Here is a 17,883-nt window from a genome sequence, read left to right as displayed (position 1 = left end):
GATATCGAGGACTGTTCCGCCTTCGACAATCTGATTATAGCACACAAGAAGTTATTTTAAAATAGTTTTTTTATTTAAAAATAACCCTTTCACTAAATCAAATCACTTCTCAGCCTCATTATAATAGCCTTTCACAATATTTTTATAACAAAAAGTATTTGTTCCGATTTCTTTATTTATTATTTATCCGTTATTTAATTTTGGCAATTAATACTTTGAGAATTCTTAGTAGCATATGAAGTTAATTCATTACCATCCAAATCTTCTTTATGCATATCTACCGCAGAAATTTGATTATTGTCATATGTTGTGTAGTAATACATACCATTTTCCAAATTCATGCAATCTGAATAAATCGTATATTCAAAGCTATTTGGCGCAACTTCATCTAATCCCTTAGGTTGGGCTACAGAGCCGAGTACGTGGAAATAATTAGTAACGTTTTCATCTTCTGTCTTACCTTTTGGAGCATGTTGTAAAGCAAAAGAAACCTTAACAAAACGACCTTCTGAGTCCATTCCACCAGGCAAGTTATGAGTTCCAAGTGAACGACTGTAGTAATTAATATCGACATCTGGAAGTAAAGTGTTCTTAGGTTCACCAGGTGTAATTCCAGCATAATTTCCTAAGTTAAGCAATTGTTGTGGGTATGATGGATTATTAGTTAAAGTGTGAGTTGGATTATCGTAGACATGTAGACCATCAGCATCTGGTTCAACTGTAATGCTGGCACCAGTTTTATCACCTAAGATCCAGTGTAATGGTGAGGGTTGGGTTTCTTTTGAGAATGCTTCATTAGTAATATTAAGATTCTTCATTAATTCTTTAGCTTCAGCTACAGTTTTAGCTTGGCCTAAAATATACGGAATAAATTCAAATGAAGCTACATTAGTCATTTCGGGATTAGAAGGATTATAAGTTGCATTTCCTGCATAAGCCAATCCTGCCATACCAAGACCAGCTTCGTTTGCTCCATCAAAGTATAAAGGATAGTTATCAGCAACCATTGCCATCCCAATAATAGCTAAATGAGATTTCATTGCTGGTACTTCACGAAACTTAAATTCATAATTTCTTGGAGTAACAGTCACTTCTTGACCAAAAGTAATTTCTAAATCTAAATTACGACCAAAGTAATGATTATTTGAATTATATAAAATTCCAGTACACATGTTTTTCTCCTTTAATTACATTAAAAGTAATATTAACAACTGCCTCAATTTTACTACAAACAACTTCATATATTAAGAGATTTAAGCCAATTAACACATATTATTCTAAAAAGTAATATCTAACAAAAAAACCGATATATCTACGTTCATAACGCAGTATATCAGTTTATTCATTAATAAATTGCACTTACTTTTTCTTGTACTTCTGGACGCTCTAAAAATTCATCATAAGTCATATCTGGTCGACTTACAATTCCCTTTGGTCCAACTTCAATAATATGGTTGGCAATAGTTTGGATAAATTCGTGATCATGGGAGGTAAAAAGAATAGATCCTTGATAATCAGTTAAAGCATTATTTAGTGAAGTAATAGATTCCAAATCTAAGTGATTTGTAGGATCGTCCATAATTAAGACATTAGCTGGTTCTAACATCATCCGTGATAATTGACAACGAACTTTTTCTCCACCAGAAAGTACTTTGATCTGCTTTTCAATTTCATCACCACTAAAGAGCATTCTTCCTAAAAAGCCACGTAAAAAGGTATTATCATCTTGTTCTTTAGTTGCATATTGACGTAACCAGTCTAAAATAGTTAACTTATCATTGTTAAAGTTAGCATTTAAATCACGTGACATGTAATTAAACGCCGTGGTTTGACCCCAGGTTACACTTCCACTATCTGGTTTTAATTTACCTGCAATAATATTTAATAATGCTGTAGTAGCTCTAGTATCTTTTGATAAGAATGCTACTTTATCACCAGAGTTAATCGTAAAAGAAACATTATCTAATAATTTTTCACCATCAACAGTATAAGAAACATTTTCTACTTTGAGTAAATCGTTACCTAGATCACGATGCATTTCAAACTTCACATAAGGATATTTACGTAATGAAGGTTTAATATCATCTAGTGTGATTTTATCTAATTGCTTTTTACGTGAAGTTGCTTGCTTAGATTTTGAAGCATTAGCTGAAAAACGTGCAATAAATTCTTGTAGTTCTTTAATCTTTTCTTCTTTTTTAGCATTCTGGTTAGCAGCTAGTTCATTGGCTAACTTACTAGATTCATACCAAAAATCATAATTCCCTACATAAAGTTGAATTTTTCCTTTATCAACATCACACATTTGGGTACATACTTGATTCAAAAAGTGACGATCGTGAGAAACCACTAAAACAATATTTGGATAATCAGCTAAAAAGTTTTCTAACCAATCTATTGTATGAACATCCAAACCATTTGTTGGTTCGTCCAAAAGTAAAATATCAGGATTGCCAAATAAAGCCTGAGCTAAAAGGACCTTAACTTTCTCAGCTTCTGATAATTCACTCATTAAAACTTGATGTTTAGATTCAGGGATTCCCAATGACTGTAATAATTTGGATGCATCAGCCTCTGCATTCCAACCATCTAATTCAGCAAATTTACTTTCAAGTTCAGCTGCTTTTACCCCATCTTCATCACCAAAATCAGGTTTAGCATAAAGGGCATCCTTTTCCTGCATTACATCATAAAGCTCTTTGTGGCCTTGAATTACGGTTTCCAGGACAGTGAAATCTTCAAAAGCAAAGTGGTCCTGATTTAAACTAGACATTCTTTCATTAGAACCAATACTAATATTCCCAGTAGTTGGTTCTAATTTACCTTCTAATAATTTTAAGAAAGTCGACTTTCCTGCTCCATTGGCTCCAATGATACCGTAACAATTACCGGGTGTGAATTTTAGGTTTACATCATCATATAAAGTTCGTCCTGCCAGATTTAAACTTAAGTCAGAAACTGTGATCACTTAATAATCATCCTTTCAAATTTGATTACAGCAATTTATTTAGATGCTTAAGTATAGCAAATTTTTTTAATACTGCCTAGACAATAATTAATGCAAACTTGTAAGAAAAGTTAACAAACAAAACATTCTAAGCTAAATAGTGAATTAGTTATCCGACGGGATAATTAATTCACTATTTTTTATTCTCTTGTAGAATTTAAGTAGTAGTAAAACGATATGTCAAAGCCTTTTTAGACACTTGATGTCGCATTAAAAACTGGCAGTTTTACTTAGGCTATCAATAATCTCTTCGAAGAATGTGGACACGTTGATGTCGAGTTTAGAAAATTAGATCTGATTTCTTAAGTAAATACGTTTTACTACTTAAGCTTAGGGGGTTATATAATGCAAATTACTTTTGGAATTGATGTAAGTAAGTCTACTTCTACTATTTGTGAGCTAATTGGTGAAAGTAAAAATGAATTTACCATTACTAACGACCGTCCTGGTTTTATTAAATTACTGCACGAATTAGCTGCTTTTACTAAACAGCCAGAAATTATTTTTGAAGCTACTGGTGTTTATTCACGCAGACTACAAGCTTTTCTAGAAGATTACGGTTATGAATATGTTGTGCTTAATCCTCTTAAAGCAAAAAAGAAATGGATTTGGGACTACGTCATAATAAGACTGATAAAACTGATGCTTATCATTTAGCCTTAATTCAAAGACTTTATCATCATCCAGTTAGTCAAAATCAGTCTCAGTCTTATAAGCAACTCAATGCTTTGAGTCGTTTCTATGACCAGCTAACAGATGATTTAGTCACAGCTAAAAATAGACTTCACCAGGCTTTACAATCAACTTTTCCCGAAATTGAAAATCTATTTTCTACTGCTAAAGGTAATAATTACTGGCAAATAGTTGCTCATTACCCTCATTGCGATTTAGTAAGACAAGAGAACAAAAATCAAATTATTAATTGGCTAATGAATTTAAAAGGTATTGCATTTAAACATGCTCAAAAAACTGCTGATAAACTTATTGAATTAGCTTATCAAGCTTATCCAGTTGTCTCCGAGACTAGTATAGAAGTTCAACAAGTACAATATTATACCCAAAGACTACTTAATCTAAGTAAGCAAAGAGAACAATTAATTACAAGAATGGTTAAACTCGCTAAGACTTTACCTAATCATGATTTAGAAAATCTAGAAAGTATTCCAGGTTTTGCCCAAACTACTGCAGTTAGAGTTTTAGCAGAATTGGGAGATGTACGCAGATTTAGCAATCCCAATAAAATTAATGCTTTTATTGGCATAGATCCAGGTAGATATCAGTCAGGTGAAATGGATTCTAATTTAAGTATTACTAAGCATGGTAATGCAATAGCACGTAAATTGCTTTATCGTGCTATTGGTCAAATTGATAATGCGGCTAAGACTAATCCGTGTCACATAGCAGATTATTATGAAAGCAAAAAGCTATCTTCTCAAACCAAAGGGTTTAAAAAGATAGCTATTGCTTCAATACATAAACTAATCAGAACAATTTATGCCCTGATTATTAATGATCAACTATATGATTACAACGTAGCCACACATAACCAAAAAAGACTTTAGTCGTAATTAATTGATCAACTACATTATAACGCTAAGCCCAAAAATCAGATATAAACTTGGGCTTATTTATCGTGCTTAATTCCAAAAATATATCGACATTAATAGCTACTTAAACTAAAATTCAAGCTAAAAACATAGTCAAACATCGTATTGTGCTTGACTTTACGTAGAAAAAAAGACTGGTGTTTCCACCAGTCTTTTAATTATTATTAATCAAAGTCAACGCTGTCTGGGAAGAATGCTAAACGTTCACCCTTACCAAGTTGTTCTTCAATTTCAAGTAAACGGTTGTACTTTTCAACACGTTCTGAACGAGCTGGAGCACCAGTCTTCAATTGACCACCGTTAATAGCTACTGCTAAATCAGCGATAAATGTATCACCAGTTTCACCTGAACGGTGAGAAATCATAGTGTTGTAACCATTCTTACGTGAAAGACGAATAGTTTCAAGAGTTTCAGTAACAGTACCGATTTGGTTCAACTTAATCAATGAAGCGTTACCGGCACCTTCTTTAATAGCTTTCTTCAAAAGCTTAGGGTTAGTACAAATGAAGTCATCTAAAACGATTTGTAAACGATCTTTGTGGCTTTCGGTAAATTTAACCATACCTTCAACATCGTTTTCGTCGTATGGGTCTTCCATAGAAATTAATTCTGGGAATTCTGCAAGCAACTTGTCGTAGTATTGAGCTAATTCTTCATCGTTCAATACTTTACCTTCCAAGTGGTACTTGCCGTCTTCTTTGTTGTAGAAGTAAGAAGCAGCACAGTCACAAGCAATGGCAATATCTTCACCTGGTTTGTAACCAGCCTTAATAATTGATTCGTGTAATGCCTTTAAAGCTTCTTCTGAGTTCTTCATGTTAGGAGCGAAACCACCTTCGTCGCCTAAACCAGTTTCGTAACCCATATCTTCAAGAACTTTCTTCAAAGTGTGGTATACGTTAACAATCTTTTCAAATCCATCACGGAATGAAGTCTTGCTTACTGGAGTAATCATGAATTCTTGAATGTCAATACCGTTGTCAGCGTGTTCACCACCGTTAATAACGTTGTGGAAAGTTTGAGGCATTTCAAGATCAGTACCACCAAGGTAACGATATAAAGGTTGGTGAGTATCTTTTGCAGCTGCAACAGCAGTAGCCATAGATACACCTAAAATAGCGTTAGCACCAAGACGACCCTTGTTTGGAGTACCATCTAAAGCGATCATAGTTGCATCAATGTTTGGTTGATCATGTGGATCTAAACCTTTTAATGCATCGTTGATTTCAGTGTTAACGTTGTTAACAGCGTTCATAACACCTTTACCGCCAAGACGTGAACCACCATCACGTAATTCAACGGCTTCGTTTTCACCAGTTGAAGCACCTGATGGAACTTCAGCCTTACCTACAATACCGTTTGAAAGAGTAACCATCACTTCAACAGTTGGGTTACCACGTGAATCAAAGATTTCAAGAGCATGTACATTTTCAATAACTGATTTGAGCATTAGTATAAAATCCTCCTTAGAATTTGTGGCGAAATATACAAACTAAATACATTGCTATCTAACCAATATATTCGTCACCTTTGGGCATTAGCCCTTTTGGACTACAAAACTATTTTAGTGCAAGATTGTGATGATGTAAACTTATATCAGAAATTAAGTTTATTTTTGCATTAAAAAAGTGTTGGTCGTTAAACCAACACTAATAATTGTTGCGCAATTGCAAAACAGAAAAAGCCTAAAGTCGTCGCTCCAATAATATCTGAAGGATAATGTGCCTTAGTTTTTAAACGTGAAATCACTACTAAAAGCCAGGTTGCAATAATAATTAAAAATAATAACAATCCCCCACTTTTACCAAATAAATGCCAAAGCATTAACCCCATGATTGTGACACTTAGAACATGACCACTAGGAAAACTATAACCAACACGAACTGGACTAGTTTTTTTCGGTCTTGCCCGCTTAACTGTATGTTTAAGGAAAATGCCTAACAAATCAGTAAAAATCAAAGTAATTAAGACCCATTTACTTAAATGCGGGTGACCAGTAATAAAAAGTAAACTGGCAAGTACAACATCCCATCCCGCAATTAACTTTGGCTCATTGAGAAATGTGATCAATCGCCATAGCTTAGTATTATTTTGAGTTCCTAATTTATGATGTACCCAGCGATCATAGAAATTTACTAACCGCGAACTTTTTATGGTAAGAATTAAAGCAGCAAGTACACTTCCTGCTACGATCATATTAAGATTTAAATTCCAATCCACAGTATTACCTCTTTAAAACTAACGTTTATATTGTAGCAGGTTTAGACCTAAATCTGTATGTTTTTAATAACATAACTATAATTATTTTTCATCTTTAATAAATCTTAATCATTTGCTATACTTAAGCTAAATTTTAATATTTAGGAGGCTTAAAAATGAGTCAAGAAGGAGCTAAAAACTTGGCTTTAACTAATGGGTTAGTAGGTTTAATTGGAGGAATTATTCTTCTAATTGCTATTTGGCTAATGGGCTTAAGTTTTATTGTAAATGACGGTTTCGGAGGATTTGTTACGGTTTTAATTTATATTATCAAGATTGCAATCTTGGTTCTTGGAATTATTGGTTCAATTTCATTTAAAACTGTTGATGCAATTCATACTGCCCCAAGCGTACTATTAATTGTTGGTGGTGCTATTTCACTTATTCCCCTTTTAGGCTGGGTTGGTGGAATTTTAGCAATCATTGGTGGAAGTATGTATCTTTCTGAAATGAAGCAAATTGAAGCTTAAAAGTAATATTTAGCCACAGAAGGCTTAAACTTCTGTGGCTTTTTTGATATTTTAAAATTTTTCTATCTTTGCTATACTTTCACTATGTTACAAGATAAGGAGATACAAAAATGAAGACTAAAAATGTAAGCTCATTGGTTTTAACCAATGGAATTGTCGGATTAGTTGGAGGAATTTTCCTCTTATTTGGTACCATTTTCACTACTGCCTTTTATGGAGTACTTGCCTACTGGGCTGGTGGTGAATATTCAGAAATTAGTGGTTCGGATGCAATTTGGTTAGTAATAATCGGGGTAATCTTTATTATAATTAAAATTGCAATTTTGGTTTTAGGAATTGTGGGGGCTGTTAAATTTAAGAATGTAACCCAAGTTCATACTGCGCCAACGGTCCTCTTGATTGTAGGTGGTGCTGTTGCAATGATTCCATTCTGCGACACTATTGGTGGTATTATTGCCATTGTTGGTGGAAGTTTATATCTTGCCGCATTAAAACGATTAGATAAATAAAAAATGATTGATCTACAGTTTCTGTAGGTCAATCATTTTTATTTTGTCATTATTTAATGATAAAGTTTAAAGTTTTTTCTCCACCAAGATTTTTATTATTTTCATCTTTAATCCCGCTTGTTGTAACTTTTAAGTGCTTACTCTTAATCTTTTTTAGCGCTGATTTCAAATCTGTTCCATAGGATAAAACTAAAACCATTTCTTTATTCTTAAGTTTTTGGCCTGGTTTAATTTGAATATTGCTACTTGCATCATCAAAGGCAATATTCTTATTTTTAACTTTCTTACCTTTATCCAGCTTAATCTTCTTAGCCTCACCTGATAAACCACCAAAAGTTATGGTCTTCTTACTTGTATTTTCAATATTAGTTGTCACTTTTAAAACCACAAAAGTTTGATCAACAGGATCTGAGAATTGAGACTTACCAAAAACAGCTTTATCATTCTTATTAATATTCAAAATTTGATCATAGTTCTTATAATTCTCAATTGCAAAAACTTGATACTTCAGATTAGTAAATTTAAGTCCTTTAGCCTTATAACTAGAAAGCTTCTTATTTCCCTTAATCCAAGTCATATATTCGCCATTATCAATTTTGGCATAATCTCCTGCTTTAGGATTTTTAACATTTACAGAAACACGTTTCTTATGATATTTATCATGCTTTACTTTAAATTCTTTTTTTGATGCAGCCTGAACTATATTATTAGTAAACCCTGCACTTGGAAGTGTAGTGGTTGCAAGAGTTACACCTGCAAGAGCGGTAACAGCTAAAAGATATGTTTTCTTCATAATTTTGTCTCCCACCATTAATAAACTAGTTGTATAATTTTATTCTACTTGCATGATAGCTCTTTCCTTTGTAAGAAGCTAATAAAAGACTTTTTAAATAAAGATTGCAAAAATATTACCTTAATAAATTAATCAATGATATACTATTTTTATTGTGGAAGGTTGGCAGAGTGGTAATGCACCGGACTCGAAATCCGGCGAACCGGCTTATACCGGCGCGCAGGTTCAAATCCTGTACCTTCCTTAATACGAAAGCCCTATGTACTGATACATAGGGCTTTTTATTTTCTTATCTATTTAAGATTTCCCCTCTTGCTTCTTCGGTACAAAACAAAGTCCCAAAACTAGATTAATACTTACCAATACAAGTAGTACCATAAAGGTCCATTTAGAACCAATCGCCGTACCATTACCGATATGCTTACTTTGTGCCATCGCAATCAAGGTCCCAGCTAATGCAGTTCCAAGTGCTCCAGAAAACTGCTGCAAAGTGTTAAAAATAGCATTACCTTGAGCATGATGAGATTCACCTAAAGTTATCAATCCACTAGTCATTAAACTACCGAAGCACATTCCGTACCCACCATAATAAAGTACATATAGTAATACAATGGCAACGTTGCTGAGCGATGGTAAAAGATTCATCAAAACTAAGCTAGTCAAACTAGCGATTACACCCACAATAATTGGTAAACGCGCACCCTTTTTATCAAGCAACTTACCGGCTATTGCTGCCATTAAGGCATTAACCACTGCACCTGGGAAGGTGATCCAACCAGCTAGTGAAACAGACCCTTTATTAACGAGCTCCACATAAATTGGAAATATAAAACCCAAGGCTAAAGTCGCAATTTTGGCAAAACAATAAGCAATAAGCTGCATACTAAAACGTAGATTTTTAAATAATTTAGGACTAATTAAAGCTCCCTTGTCTGACCAAGATATTTTTAACCAAATCAATAAACTGGCAATGCCCAAAAGTAAAAAGCCCAAGACTGGCACTGATAGGAATGAATATTTAGCAATCTGAGTGAAGCCTAGCATCAAGCAAACTAACGCAACTGCTAAAGATAACCATTGGCCAAACTTGATTTTTACCTTCTGTAAAGGATTAATTTGTCTAATTGACCAGATTCCAGTTAATAAACTAATAATAATTAAAAAAAGTGAGATGATAAAAATCCAGCGCCAATTAAGTTCATCAGTCACAATACCACCAAATACTGGGCCAAAAGCTACAGCACAAGCGGTAATCATTGTTCCGATTCCCATCATAAAACCAAGCTTTTCTTTAGGGACTTCAGCCAAAATAATGTTGTACATTAAGGGTAGTCCTATCCCCGTACCAATTCCCTGCATAGCTCGTCCCACTAGCAAAAGAGCAAACCATGGAGTAAAAATATCAATTACTAAGCCCAATAGGAACAAAGACACTCCTAGAATGAATATTCTTTTAGTTGGAATTCTCAACCTAATCTGTGAACTAATGGGTACAATTGTCGCAATTACTAACAATACCAAAGTATTAACCCATTGAACTTGATCGGTAGTAATGGCAAATTCCTTGGTTAAAATCGGAAAAGTAACAGTTGTTGCCGTTTCATCAAGAATTCCAAAAAATGAGAGCATCCCTGCTGATAAAATTGCCACAACCAAACGTGGTGTAACTTTTTTTGTCATTTTCATCTTCTTTTCTTTAACTAATAGGTAGCTTAAGTCGTTTTACATATCATACTTTATAAAAATAATTACCTTAACTTAATAATATTTTACTACTTCTTCATGACCTTTCATGATAATAAAAACCACTCTAGAAATCTTACTCCAGAGTGATTTTGCACTAAAAAATTTAAATCACTTTATCTTAACTATGCGATAAGCCAAATTACCAATCCTAGAATTTGTCCAAAAGATAATAGAATATTGGTATTTAAGATTTTGGCAAATGAAACTTGTTTAATCTGTTTACGAAAGATGAATTTTACTTGTTTGACTAGATATGGAATTATGAATAATTCAATCACAAGTACAGTCCAAGGGATACATCCCACGACAGTAGCTATGATTGAAGCAAAATATCCGATTACATAAACCGCAGCTAGCAAATAGCAACTTTTTCTGATTCCTAAATAACTAACAATTGTTTGACGCCCATGAGCAATATCAGGTTCAGCATCAGAAATATTATTGGCTAATAGCAAATTAAAAGTACATGCCACGCTGACACCAGAAGCAAGCATAGCTTTCCAGGCAAAATTCCAATCTAATGGATAAACATTATTAATATTCAAAAATGCAGTTACAAAAAATATTCCGAACCCCATGGCTATCCCAGCAAGTCCTTCACCATAAGGAGTGCCAGAAATTGAATGCCTACCAGTTGAATAACCGATTGCGACCACGTAGCAAAAAATACCAACTATCCAAATAATTAAATTAGTTTGAAATCCAATGGCAAAAGCAAATCCCATTGAAACCAATAAAAATCCGATAATCAAAGATAAAACTAATTTTTTGTTTAAACCATAACTACTGATTGGATTCTGAGGGTCATTAATTCCCAAGGCCTTTGACTTACGATTATCCCAAAAATCATCATTCATATTTAAAGCTAATTGTAAAAATGCGGACGCAACTAACATTTCTACACTTAACCATAAGTTAAATACATGATAATTGTACAAAGTATACAGAATTCCTAATAACCATGGTGCAAAAGTATTAATCAAGGTCATCGGATCAATTAATTCTAAATATCCATCTTTTCTATTCTTCATTATTTTCTCCCTTTTGTAACACAGTCCTATTAAAGCACTATTTGAAGAGAGAATAAATAAAAAAGAAGGATCTACGCTTTTTCAAATTATTTACTAGAAAAGCAACCTATTCTAGCTTAATCATTTACAGCTAAAGATAAAATTCTTAATGATTCTTGAAAAAAGTGTCAAAATCATCTTCATTATGGTTGAAAAGATAGTCTTTCATAAAGTCTGCATATATTATCTTTTGCTTATCTGTAGCTCCATCCTTCAGTGCGAGGATCCCATCAACAAAATCAATAATATTAATTATCTCTTTAGGTATAAAAACCATTTTTTAATTCTTTCTTAAATCAAAATTACTTTCATCCGACTATCCTGGAGTAAATCCTTCAGTAATATTCTACTATTATGATTAACAATATTTTTAACTCTATCTCTTGTTAATTTAATCAACAATTTATTATAAAGTACCGTAATAAAAGCCCGATACAACAACGTATCGAGCTATTACTTATTATTTCTATTTTCTTTCTCTATAACCTCCACTACCCAAAGACTTTTGATGATTAAAATCTTTACCATCCAAGTGGAAATGTTCTCCATAAACTAAATTAATAATCTTAATCTGCCCTTCTCGATCTTTTCCAAAAATGACATAATCACTCCACTGAGATCGCGTAAAACTATCATTAAAATCTTTATTAAATTGAACTTCCTTATCTTTTCCACTGGCATCTATTTGAGTTAACCAAACATTCTCACTTAACCTGGCTATCTTAACGACTCTTGCGTTAGAAACAACCGTATCATCAATAGTTGCTTGCTTAACTTTCAACTTAATTTCATTCTTCATTACCCAATAATAATTTTTATCTAAATATTCAAGTAAATTCCTTAAGCTATAGCGCTTGTTCACATATCTTTCTCGCAGATCTTGACTATATAAAAATTGCGCTTTGATATAAACATCACTAAAATTCTTATACTTACTGGCTTGAGAAATTTCTTTTAACTCAATCTTATTCTCTCTTATTGCTTCTTCAAGCTCACTTAATTCTATATTTGGCTTAATAAAATCATATGCAAGATGTTTGCCACCATATTGGTAAAACAAATGGAGACGAATAAATGCCAAGCGGATCATTCTGAGAAAGAATTGAAAAACATACCAAATGAAATCACCAACACTATCTATTAAAGCTAAGAAAACTATGACTCCTAACACAATTCCTGCTAAAATCTTTTGCCAAAGCGGTGAATCTGACTCATTATCATCACTACTATCAGTAGATGAATCATAAGAATAAGAAGTAGAATAATCCGAACTACTTCCTCCTCCAGAAAAATCGGAACTACCTCCTCCTGTAGAACCCATTGAAGCAAAAGTAGTTTGAGCTGGTACTAAGAGCTGCACGGTTGCAATAGTCCCAAGTAATAAACTTAAGCCTAAAATTAGTTTCAAAAATAAATTGAGAACTTTTTTCTTCATTATTAATTTCAGATTCTTCTTTTACGTTAATCTTTCCTCCAATAAATATATTTTTAAGTATAAATAACTATCCTCAGACAGGCAATATTATCCTAATTTTCCAATGAAAAAATCGAAATTGCTTTATACAATTTCGATTTTTAGTTAGATGATTAATTTTTCTTTTCTATTTCTGTTCTGATTGGAGTTACTTCTTCAATTGGAGCAGTAAAAATGATCTTATCTCCTGGTTCAATAATGGTATTACCGTGTGGAGTGAGCCATTGATTTTTTCTCAGAATGTAACTAACCGTGATTTTATTAATAAACGGAAGATCCATGAGCTTGCGACCAGCATACTTACGGTTTCGAACAGTAATTTCGTATAAACCATTCTTAGTATTACGTAAAATAGCTACAATTGATGGTGATTCAATCATTGAACGCAAAACTGAAGTTTCAGCATTAAAGGCATTGAAAACTTCAACTCCTTTTTCTCTTAAATCACGTAATTGTTGACTTTCAACAGTTTTTCTTTGGCTGACAATAACACGCTTAACACCATTTCTTTTAGCCATTGACCCTAGACGACAATTAATCTCATCGTTTTCAAACCCAGCAACAAAAATTTCACATTCAAACGCTCCAACTTGTTTTAATTGTTCTTCATCAAGTCCTGGAATTAATTTCAACTTAGGAATACGGCTCTTGTAGGTATTATAGTGATCTTCAGCATTGGTAAACATCGTAATGTTATACCAATTATCATAAAGTTCTTGTGTTACAGGAACAGTAATCACATTAGCACCCAAGATTGATACTCGATCTTTAATCTTATCCTGTTTAGTTAATTTAAAAATCGCATTAAATGAAATTGGTCCAACGATGCAGACGATGACTGCAGCTAAAATGAAAGCATCTGATTGCGTAGCAGTTATTAATTTCAATTTTCGAGCAACTTCTAAGGCTGGCAAAACAATCGTAATTGTTGTAGTAGCAAGTAATGTTCCAGCGAGTGCATTACGATTAACAAAGTTTTTGCGATAAATTAGAAAAACTGGTAATTTTGCCACAATTAATAGTAAAACCAAAATTGGAATTAACATTAAAGCGTTAGGGTGAGCAAACAAAGATTTTAAGTTCAACTTAACCCCAGTCATAATAAAAAATACTGGAATAAAGAAGCCGTATCCAATTGAGGTTAATTTATCCATAGTTGCTTCACTTGGTTGCAATAATTTCATTACCATCCCAGCTAAGAAAGCACCCAAGATATTTTCTGCCCCAACTTGTTGTGCTACTGTTACTAAGGCAAAAATTAAGAAAAAGGCTAAACGAATATCAAGTTGAGTGGTAGATTTAGAAATTTCATTAAACCATTCATAAGGTTTTTTGAAACGATTAAGCAAAATAATTGCCACCACAAATAAGATAATAATCAGCCATAATTTTTCAGCATTTCCCCCATTAATTGAGGCATAAATTGTTAAAAGCAATAACGGAATGACTTCTCCTAGCACTGCCGTTAATAAAATCGTTTGCCCAATTGGGCGTGATAAAATTTCTTTTTCCTTTAAAGTTGCGATTACAACTCCTAGCGCTACCGTCATCAGAATAATCGTAGCTAACATAATATCACTAAACAAGCCGATAAAGTGTAAGACTGAGGCTCCAACAAAAGCTGTAATTGCGATTAAAATATATGAAGTAATAGCAGTTTTAGCAGGATTAACGTGCCCTACTTCTTGATTATCATCATGTTTAAATAAATCAAAGTTTATCTCCATCCCTGACAAAAACATCAGCAACGTAACTCCTAAGTTAGATAAAAGATTAACTGCAGTAGTTTCTTCTATAATATTAAGAGCTGATTCTCCCAAAAGAATTCCTACAATAATTTCAGCAACAGCGGTAGGAATTGTAGTTACCTTAAAACGTGCCATGACAATGGGAATTGTTAAAGCGGCCAAGGCAACAATAAATATCGAAAACTGTCCCATATTTTCCTTCCTTTTATGCTTGTTATGCTTGCTAATATTAAAACCTTTCTCTTTTGTAGCTTAGCAAAAATAAATTCTTAAATAAATACATTGGTCCTTTAAATCAGAAAAACGATTAAAAACCTGATAAAAGGCTCTTAATCGTTTTTCTTACTAATATTCAATTCTCAATATTAATTTTCTTGAGTAGGATTATTATTTTTCTTTGCCGGACGTTGCATCATTGTAAATACTGCAGCAATGATTAAAACAACTAGTGCAGGAAAAGCAAGCAAAGCTGTTACCCCAAATAAAGCACTACCTATAATTCCTAACACAGGTCCCGTAATTGAAATACCAACTTTTTTGGATCTTACAAGAGCAACTATATTCAAAGCTACTCCAGCCCAAGCCATTGCGTAAAAGAAAACTGCTGTTGGGGTTGTAGCATTTCCATGATTCATTGTATCGGAAAATGCTGTTCCAAAAATTACAAACCAAGATACAGCAAATAATACACAATTTACAATATCCAAAATACCTGTCCAAGTATTAATCTTTAATTTCATTTTTACCTCCGTAAATAACCGAAATTTTTTAAGCTATTTAAATTTATCTAAAATTAAGTTCAATGTCAATCTTAGATAGATTATGAATTTTTATACCCTATTGCAAAAAAATGCGCTAAACTGGTACAAGACATAATTCTAGGAGGTATATTTATGGAAGAAAAAGAACTTCAGGGCTTAACTCAAGCTGAAGCTGATACCCGTCTAAAAAAAGATGGTCTAAATGAAGTTCCTGAACCAGAATTTAATTTCTTTAAAGAATTTATGGCAAAATTATGGAACTTATCTGCTTGGATCTTAGAAGCAGCCCTAATTTTGGAATGTATTCTGGGTAAATGGATTCAATCTTTATTTGTTTTATTAATGCTACTCTTTGCCGCATTTAATGGAGCAACACAAAAGAAAAAATCACGTCGAGTATTAAACACAATTTCTCATGAATTAACCCCTACTGTTGCAGTTAAGCGCAATGGTAAATGGAAAAAAGTTAATTCAAAATACTTAGCCGTTGGTGATTTAATTAGTTTAAAGCGAGGCGATGTTTTAGCAGCTGACGTTAAAATTGCTGAAGGGTCAATCGCAGTTGATGAATCATCTATTACCGGTGAATCAAAAGAAGTTAACAAAAAAGTTGGTGATACTGCATATGCGGGTACAACTGTTGTAAGCGGGGATACACTTGCATATGTTACTGCAACTGGTAGTAACTCACGTTCGGGTAAAACCATTAACTTGATTAACAATTCTGCTGCTCCGGGACACTTACAACAATTATTAACCAAGATTATTTACTATCTTTGTCTTTTAGATGGGGTTTTAACTTTAATCTTAATCATTGCAGCTTTAATTCGTGGTCAAAACGTCATTGAAATGTTGCCATTCTTAGCCATGATGTTTATTGCTTCAATTCCTGTTGCTATGCCTTCAACTTTTGCCCTTTCTAACTCTTTTGAAGCTACACGTTTAAGTAAAGAAGGAGTTCTAACTTCTGACTTAACTGGTATTCAAGATGCAGCTAATTTAAATCTTCTTTTATTAGATAAAACTGGTACAATAACCGAAAATAAAACTGCAGTTTCATCTTGGACAAATTTCTCTAATCTTGATAATAACAAAGTTTTAGCTTTAATCGGAGCTGCAACTGATAAACGCAGTCCAAGCATCATTGATACAGCAATTGATGACTATCTTGCAGAAAAAGATATCAAAGCTTTAACACCTACTAAATTTACCCCTTTTACCTCTAACACTGGTTATTCAATGGCTGAAGTTGACGGCTATAATGTCAAGCTTGGTTCATTTAAGCAATTATCTTTAATTGATAAAAATGCTGATCAAGAAGCTAAGGACATTGACTTTGGTGCAGGACGTTCAGTTGCCGCTTTAATTAATAATAAGTTGGCTGGTGTTTTCATTTTACAAGACAAGGTTCGTTCAGACTCAAGGGCAGCTTTAGAAGAATTAAAACGCCGCGGTATTAAACCAATTATGTTAACTGGTGATAATCAACGAACTGCAGCTGCTGTTGCCAAAGAAGTAGGTTTAAAAGGAAAAGTTATTTCTATTAAAGATTTCAATGATCAGACAGACGTTAATGACTTAGCTGGAATTGCCGATGTTTTACCTGAAGACAAATTAAGAATGGTTAAAATTTTCCAAAAAGATGGTTATATCGTCGGAATGACAGGAGATGGTGTTAATGATGCTCCTGCCCTTAAACAAGCTGAAGTTGGAATTGCGGTTGCTAATGCGGCTGATATGGCTAAAAAGAGTGGAAAGATGGTTCTACTTGATGATGGTCTTACCCCAATTGTTAATATTCTTGATGCTGGACACCGTGTTTACCAACGAATGACTACCTGGTCCTTAACAAAACTAGCTCGTACCGCTGAATTAACCATGCTTTTAACTTTTGCCTACCTTATCTTTAACTATATCCCTATGGCTTTAAACGCAATGGTTATTTATACCATTATGAATAACATGGTTACTATGATGATCGGAACTGATAATGCTCATGTAACTTATAAGCCTGAAAGTTGGAATATGGCAAAATTAGCTAAGATTGCTTTTTCACTTGCCGCTGGTTGGACCATTATCGGATTTGGTTTTGTTTGGTACTTAAACGCTCACGGAGTTGCTCATGGAGTCGTATCAACAATGGTTTACGTTTACCTCGTTCTAAGTGCTATGTTCTTAGTCTTAATTACTCGTACTAAAAAATACTTCTGGCAATCTGCCCCATCACGTTTAGTTTATAGTGTGCAAATCGCCGATGTAGTAATTACTTTTGCTTTAGCACTTTTTGGACTAGCAATGACTCAAATTAATTTGTCAAACTTGGGTATTACAATTTTAGTTGCCCTTATTGCTGCAATTATTATTGATTTAATTTATCAACCAATTATGAAAAATAAATAATTTAGAACAATTTAAAAAGCTAGTATATTGCGTTTATA

At 33.3% G+C, this 17,883-nt stretch carries 13 protein-coding genes, 1 tRNA gene and 1 pseudogene; 5 read left to right on the top strand and 10 right to left on the bottom strand.

Annotation, left to right across the window (positions count from 1 at the left end; genetic code table 11):
- Positions 1-194 precede the first annotated feature (194 nt).
- A complete protein-coding gene (gene bsh, locus FP432_RS01735) occupies positions 195-1,172 on the bottom strand; it encodes a choloylglycine hydrolase (RefSeq protein WP_265489147.1) in 978 nt (325 codons plus the stop codon).
- Between the two features lie 173 nt (positions 1,173-1,345).
- A complete protein-coding gene (locus tag FP432_RS01730; protein ID WP_265489146.1) occupies positions 1,346-2,968 on the bottom strand; it encodes an ABC-F family ATP-binding cassette domain-containing protein in 1,623 nt (540 codons plus the stop codon).
- Between the two features lie 384 nt (positions 2,969-3,352).
- On the opposite strand from FP432_RS01730, the pseudogene FP432_RS01725 reads away from it, so the two are divergent.
- Positions 3,353-4,569: pseudogene (locus FP432_RS01725) on the top strand (IS110 family transposase).
- 209 nt (positions 4,570-4,778) lie between these two features.
- On the opposite strand, the gene eno reads toward FP432_RS01725, so the two are convergent.
- Together eno and FP432_RS01715 are read right to left on the bottom strand one after the other, a co-directional pair.
- Entirely contained in the window at positions 4,779-6,065 is a 1,287-nt protein-coding gene (eno, locus tag FP432_RS01720; protein ID WP_265489145.1) for a phosphopyruvate hydratase, read from the bottom strand.
- Between the two features lie 188 nt (positions 6,066-6,253).
- Positions 6,254-6,811 carry a phosphatase PAP2 family protein gene (locus FP432_RS01715; protein WP_265489577.1) on the bottom strand — a complete coding sequence of 186 codons (558 nt, stop codon included), beginning with the start codon at positions 6,809-6,811 and terminating at the stop codon, positions 6,254-6,256.
- Positions 6,812-6,990: 179 nt separating this feature from the next.
- Here FP432_RS01715 and FP432_RS01710 point away from each other — a divergent pair, with 179 nt between their 5' ends.
- Complete coding sequence (locus FP432_RS01710; protein ID WP_265489144.1) at positions 6,991-7,344, top strand: hypothetical protein; 354 nt, start codon at positions 6,991-6,993, stop codon at positions 7,342-7,344.
- 110 nt (positions 7,345-7,454) lie between these two features.
- Positions 7,455-7,853: a hypothetical protein gene (locus FP432_RS01705; RefSeq protein ID WP_265489143.1), complete on the top strand. Its 399-nt coding sequence runs from the start codon at positions 7,455-7,457 to the stop codon at positions 7,851-7,853.
- A gap of 49 nt (positions 7,854-7,902) precedes the next feature.
- Here the strand turns inward: FP432_RS01705 and FP432_RS01700 are convergent, their stop codons facing one another.
- The gene (locus FP432_RS01700) at positions 7,903-8,646 is read right to left on the bottom strand and encodes a hypothetical protein (protein WP_265489142.1); all 744 of its coding nucleotides are present in this window, start codon (positions 8,644-8,646) and stop codon (positions 7,903-7,905) included.
- Between the two features lie 156 nt (positions 8,647-8,802).
- Between FP432_RS01700 and FP432_RS01695 the strand changes: the two genes are divergently transcribed.
- A tRNA-Ser gene (locus FP432_RS01695) sits at positions 8,803-8,890 on the top strand.
- A 53-nt stretch (positions 8,891-8,943) separates the two neighbouring features.
- On the opposite strand, the gene FP432_RS01690 is transcribed toward FP432_RS01695, so the two are convergent.
- The 5 genes from FP432_RS01690 to FP432_RS01670 form a co-directional block, all read right to left on the bottom strand.
- Positions 8,944-10,326 carry an MFS transporter gene (locus tag FP432_RS01690; RefSeq protein ID WP_265489141.1) on the bottom strand — a complete coding sequence of 461 codons (1,383 nt, stop codon included), beginning with the start codon at positions 10,324-10,326 and terminating at the stop codon, positions 8,944-8,946.
- A 188-nt stretch (positions 10,327-10,514) separates the two neighbouring features.
- A complete protein-coding gene (locus FP432_RS01685) occupies positions 10,515-11,423 on the bottom strand; it encodes a prenyltransferase (protein WP_265489140.1) in 909 nt (302 codons plus the stop codon).
- Between the two features lie 505 nt (positions 11,424-11,928).
- Positions 11,929-12,897 (bottom strand): hypothetical protein, encoded by a 969-nt coding sequence (locus FP432_RS01680; protein ID WP_265489139.1) that lies wholly within the window; start codon positions 12,895-12,897, stop codon positions 11,929-11,931.
- Between the two features lie 152 nt (positions 12,898-13,049).
- On the bottom strand, positions 13,050-14,876 hold the full coding sequence (locus FP432_RS01675; RefSeq protein WP_265489138.1) for a monovalent cation:proton antiporter family protein: 1,827 nt from the start codon (positions 14,874-14,876) through the stop codon (positions 13,050-13,052).
- A gap of 173 nt (positions 14,877-15,049) precedes the next feature.
- The gene (locus FP432_RS01670) at positions 15,050-15,424 is read right to left on the bottom strand and encodes a transporter (protein WP_265489137.1); all 375 of its coding nucleotides are present in this window, start codon (positions 15,422-15,424) and stop codon (positions 15,050-15,052) included.
- 153 nt (positions 15,425-15,577) lie between these two features.
- On the opposite strand from FP432_RS01670, the gene FP432_RS01665 reads away from it, so the two are divergent.
- Positions 15,578-17,845 carry an HAD-IC family P-type ATPase gene (locus tag FP432_RS01665; RefSeq protein WP_265489136.1) on the top strand — a complete coding sequence of 756 codons (2,268 nt, stop codon included), beginning with the start codon at positions 15,578-15,580 and terminating at the stop codon, positions 17,843-17,845.
- The last annotated feature ends 38 nt before the right edge of the window (positions 17,846-17,883 follow it).

Origin of the sequence: Lactobacillus sp. PV034 (genome assembly GCF_014522305.1) — a bacterium.
In the GTDB taxonomy this organism is placed as follows: Bacteria; Bacillota; Bacilli; order Lactobacillales; family Lactobacillaceae; genus Lactobacillus.
This window is presented reverse-complemented; position numbering and strand designations above follow the sequence as displayed.

Bases quoted from the DNA above. Each gene is read 5' to 3' on its own strand.
- bsh (WP_265489147.1), bottom strand. From the start codon at position 1,172: ATGTGTACTGGAATTTTATATAATTCAAATAATCATTACTTTGGTCGT.
- eno (WP_265489145.1), bottom strand. From the start codon at position 6,065: ATGCTCAAATCAGTTATTGAAAATGTACATGCTCTTGAAATCTTTGAT.
- FP432_RS01715 (WP_265489577.1), bottom strand. From the start codon at position 6,811: ATGATCGTAGCAGGAAGTGTACTTGCTGCTTTAATTCTTACCATAAAA.
- FP432_RS01710 (WP_265489144.1), top strand. From the start codon at position 6,991: ATGAGTCAAGAAGGAGCTAAAAACTTGGCTTTAACTAATGGGTTAGTA.
- FP432_RS01705 (WP_265489143.1), top strand. From the start codon at position 7,455: ATGAAGACTAAAAATGTAAGCTCATTGGTTTTAACCAATGGAATTGTC.
- FP432_RS01700 (WP_265489142.1), bottom strand. From the start codon at position 8,646: ATGAAGAAAACATATCTTTTAGCTGTTACCGCTCTTGCAGGTGTAACT.
- FP432_RS01690 (WP_265489141.1), bottom strand. From the start codon at position 10,326: ATGACAAAAAAAGTTACACCACGTTTGGTTGTGGCAATTTTATCAGCA.
- FP432_RS01685 (WP_265489140.1), bottom strand. From the start codon at position 11,423: ATGAAGAATAGAAAAGATGGATATTTAGAATTAATTGATCCGATGACC.
- FP432_RS01680 (WP_265489139.1), bottom strand. From the start codon at position 12,897: ATGAAGAAAAAAGTTCTCAATTTATTTTTGAAACTAATTTTAGGCTTA.
- FP432_RS01675 (WP_265489138.1), bottom strand. From the start codon at position 14,876: ATGGGACAGTTTTCGATATTTATTGTTGCCTTGGCCGCTTTAACAATT.
- FP432_RS01670 (WP_265489137.1), bottom strand. From the start codon at position 15,424: ATGAAATTAAAGATTAATACTTGGACAGGTATTTTGGATATTGTAAAT.
- FP432_RS01665 (WP_265489136.1), top strand. From the start codon at position 15,578: ATGGAAGAAAAAGAACTTCAGGGCTTAACTCAAGCTGAAGCTGATACC.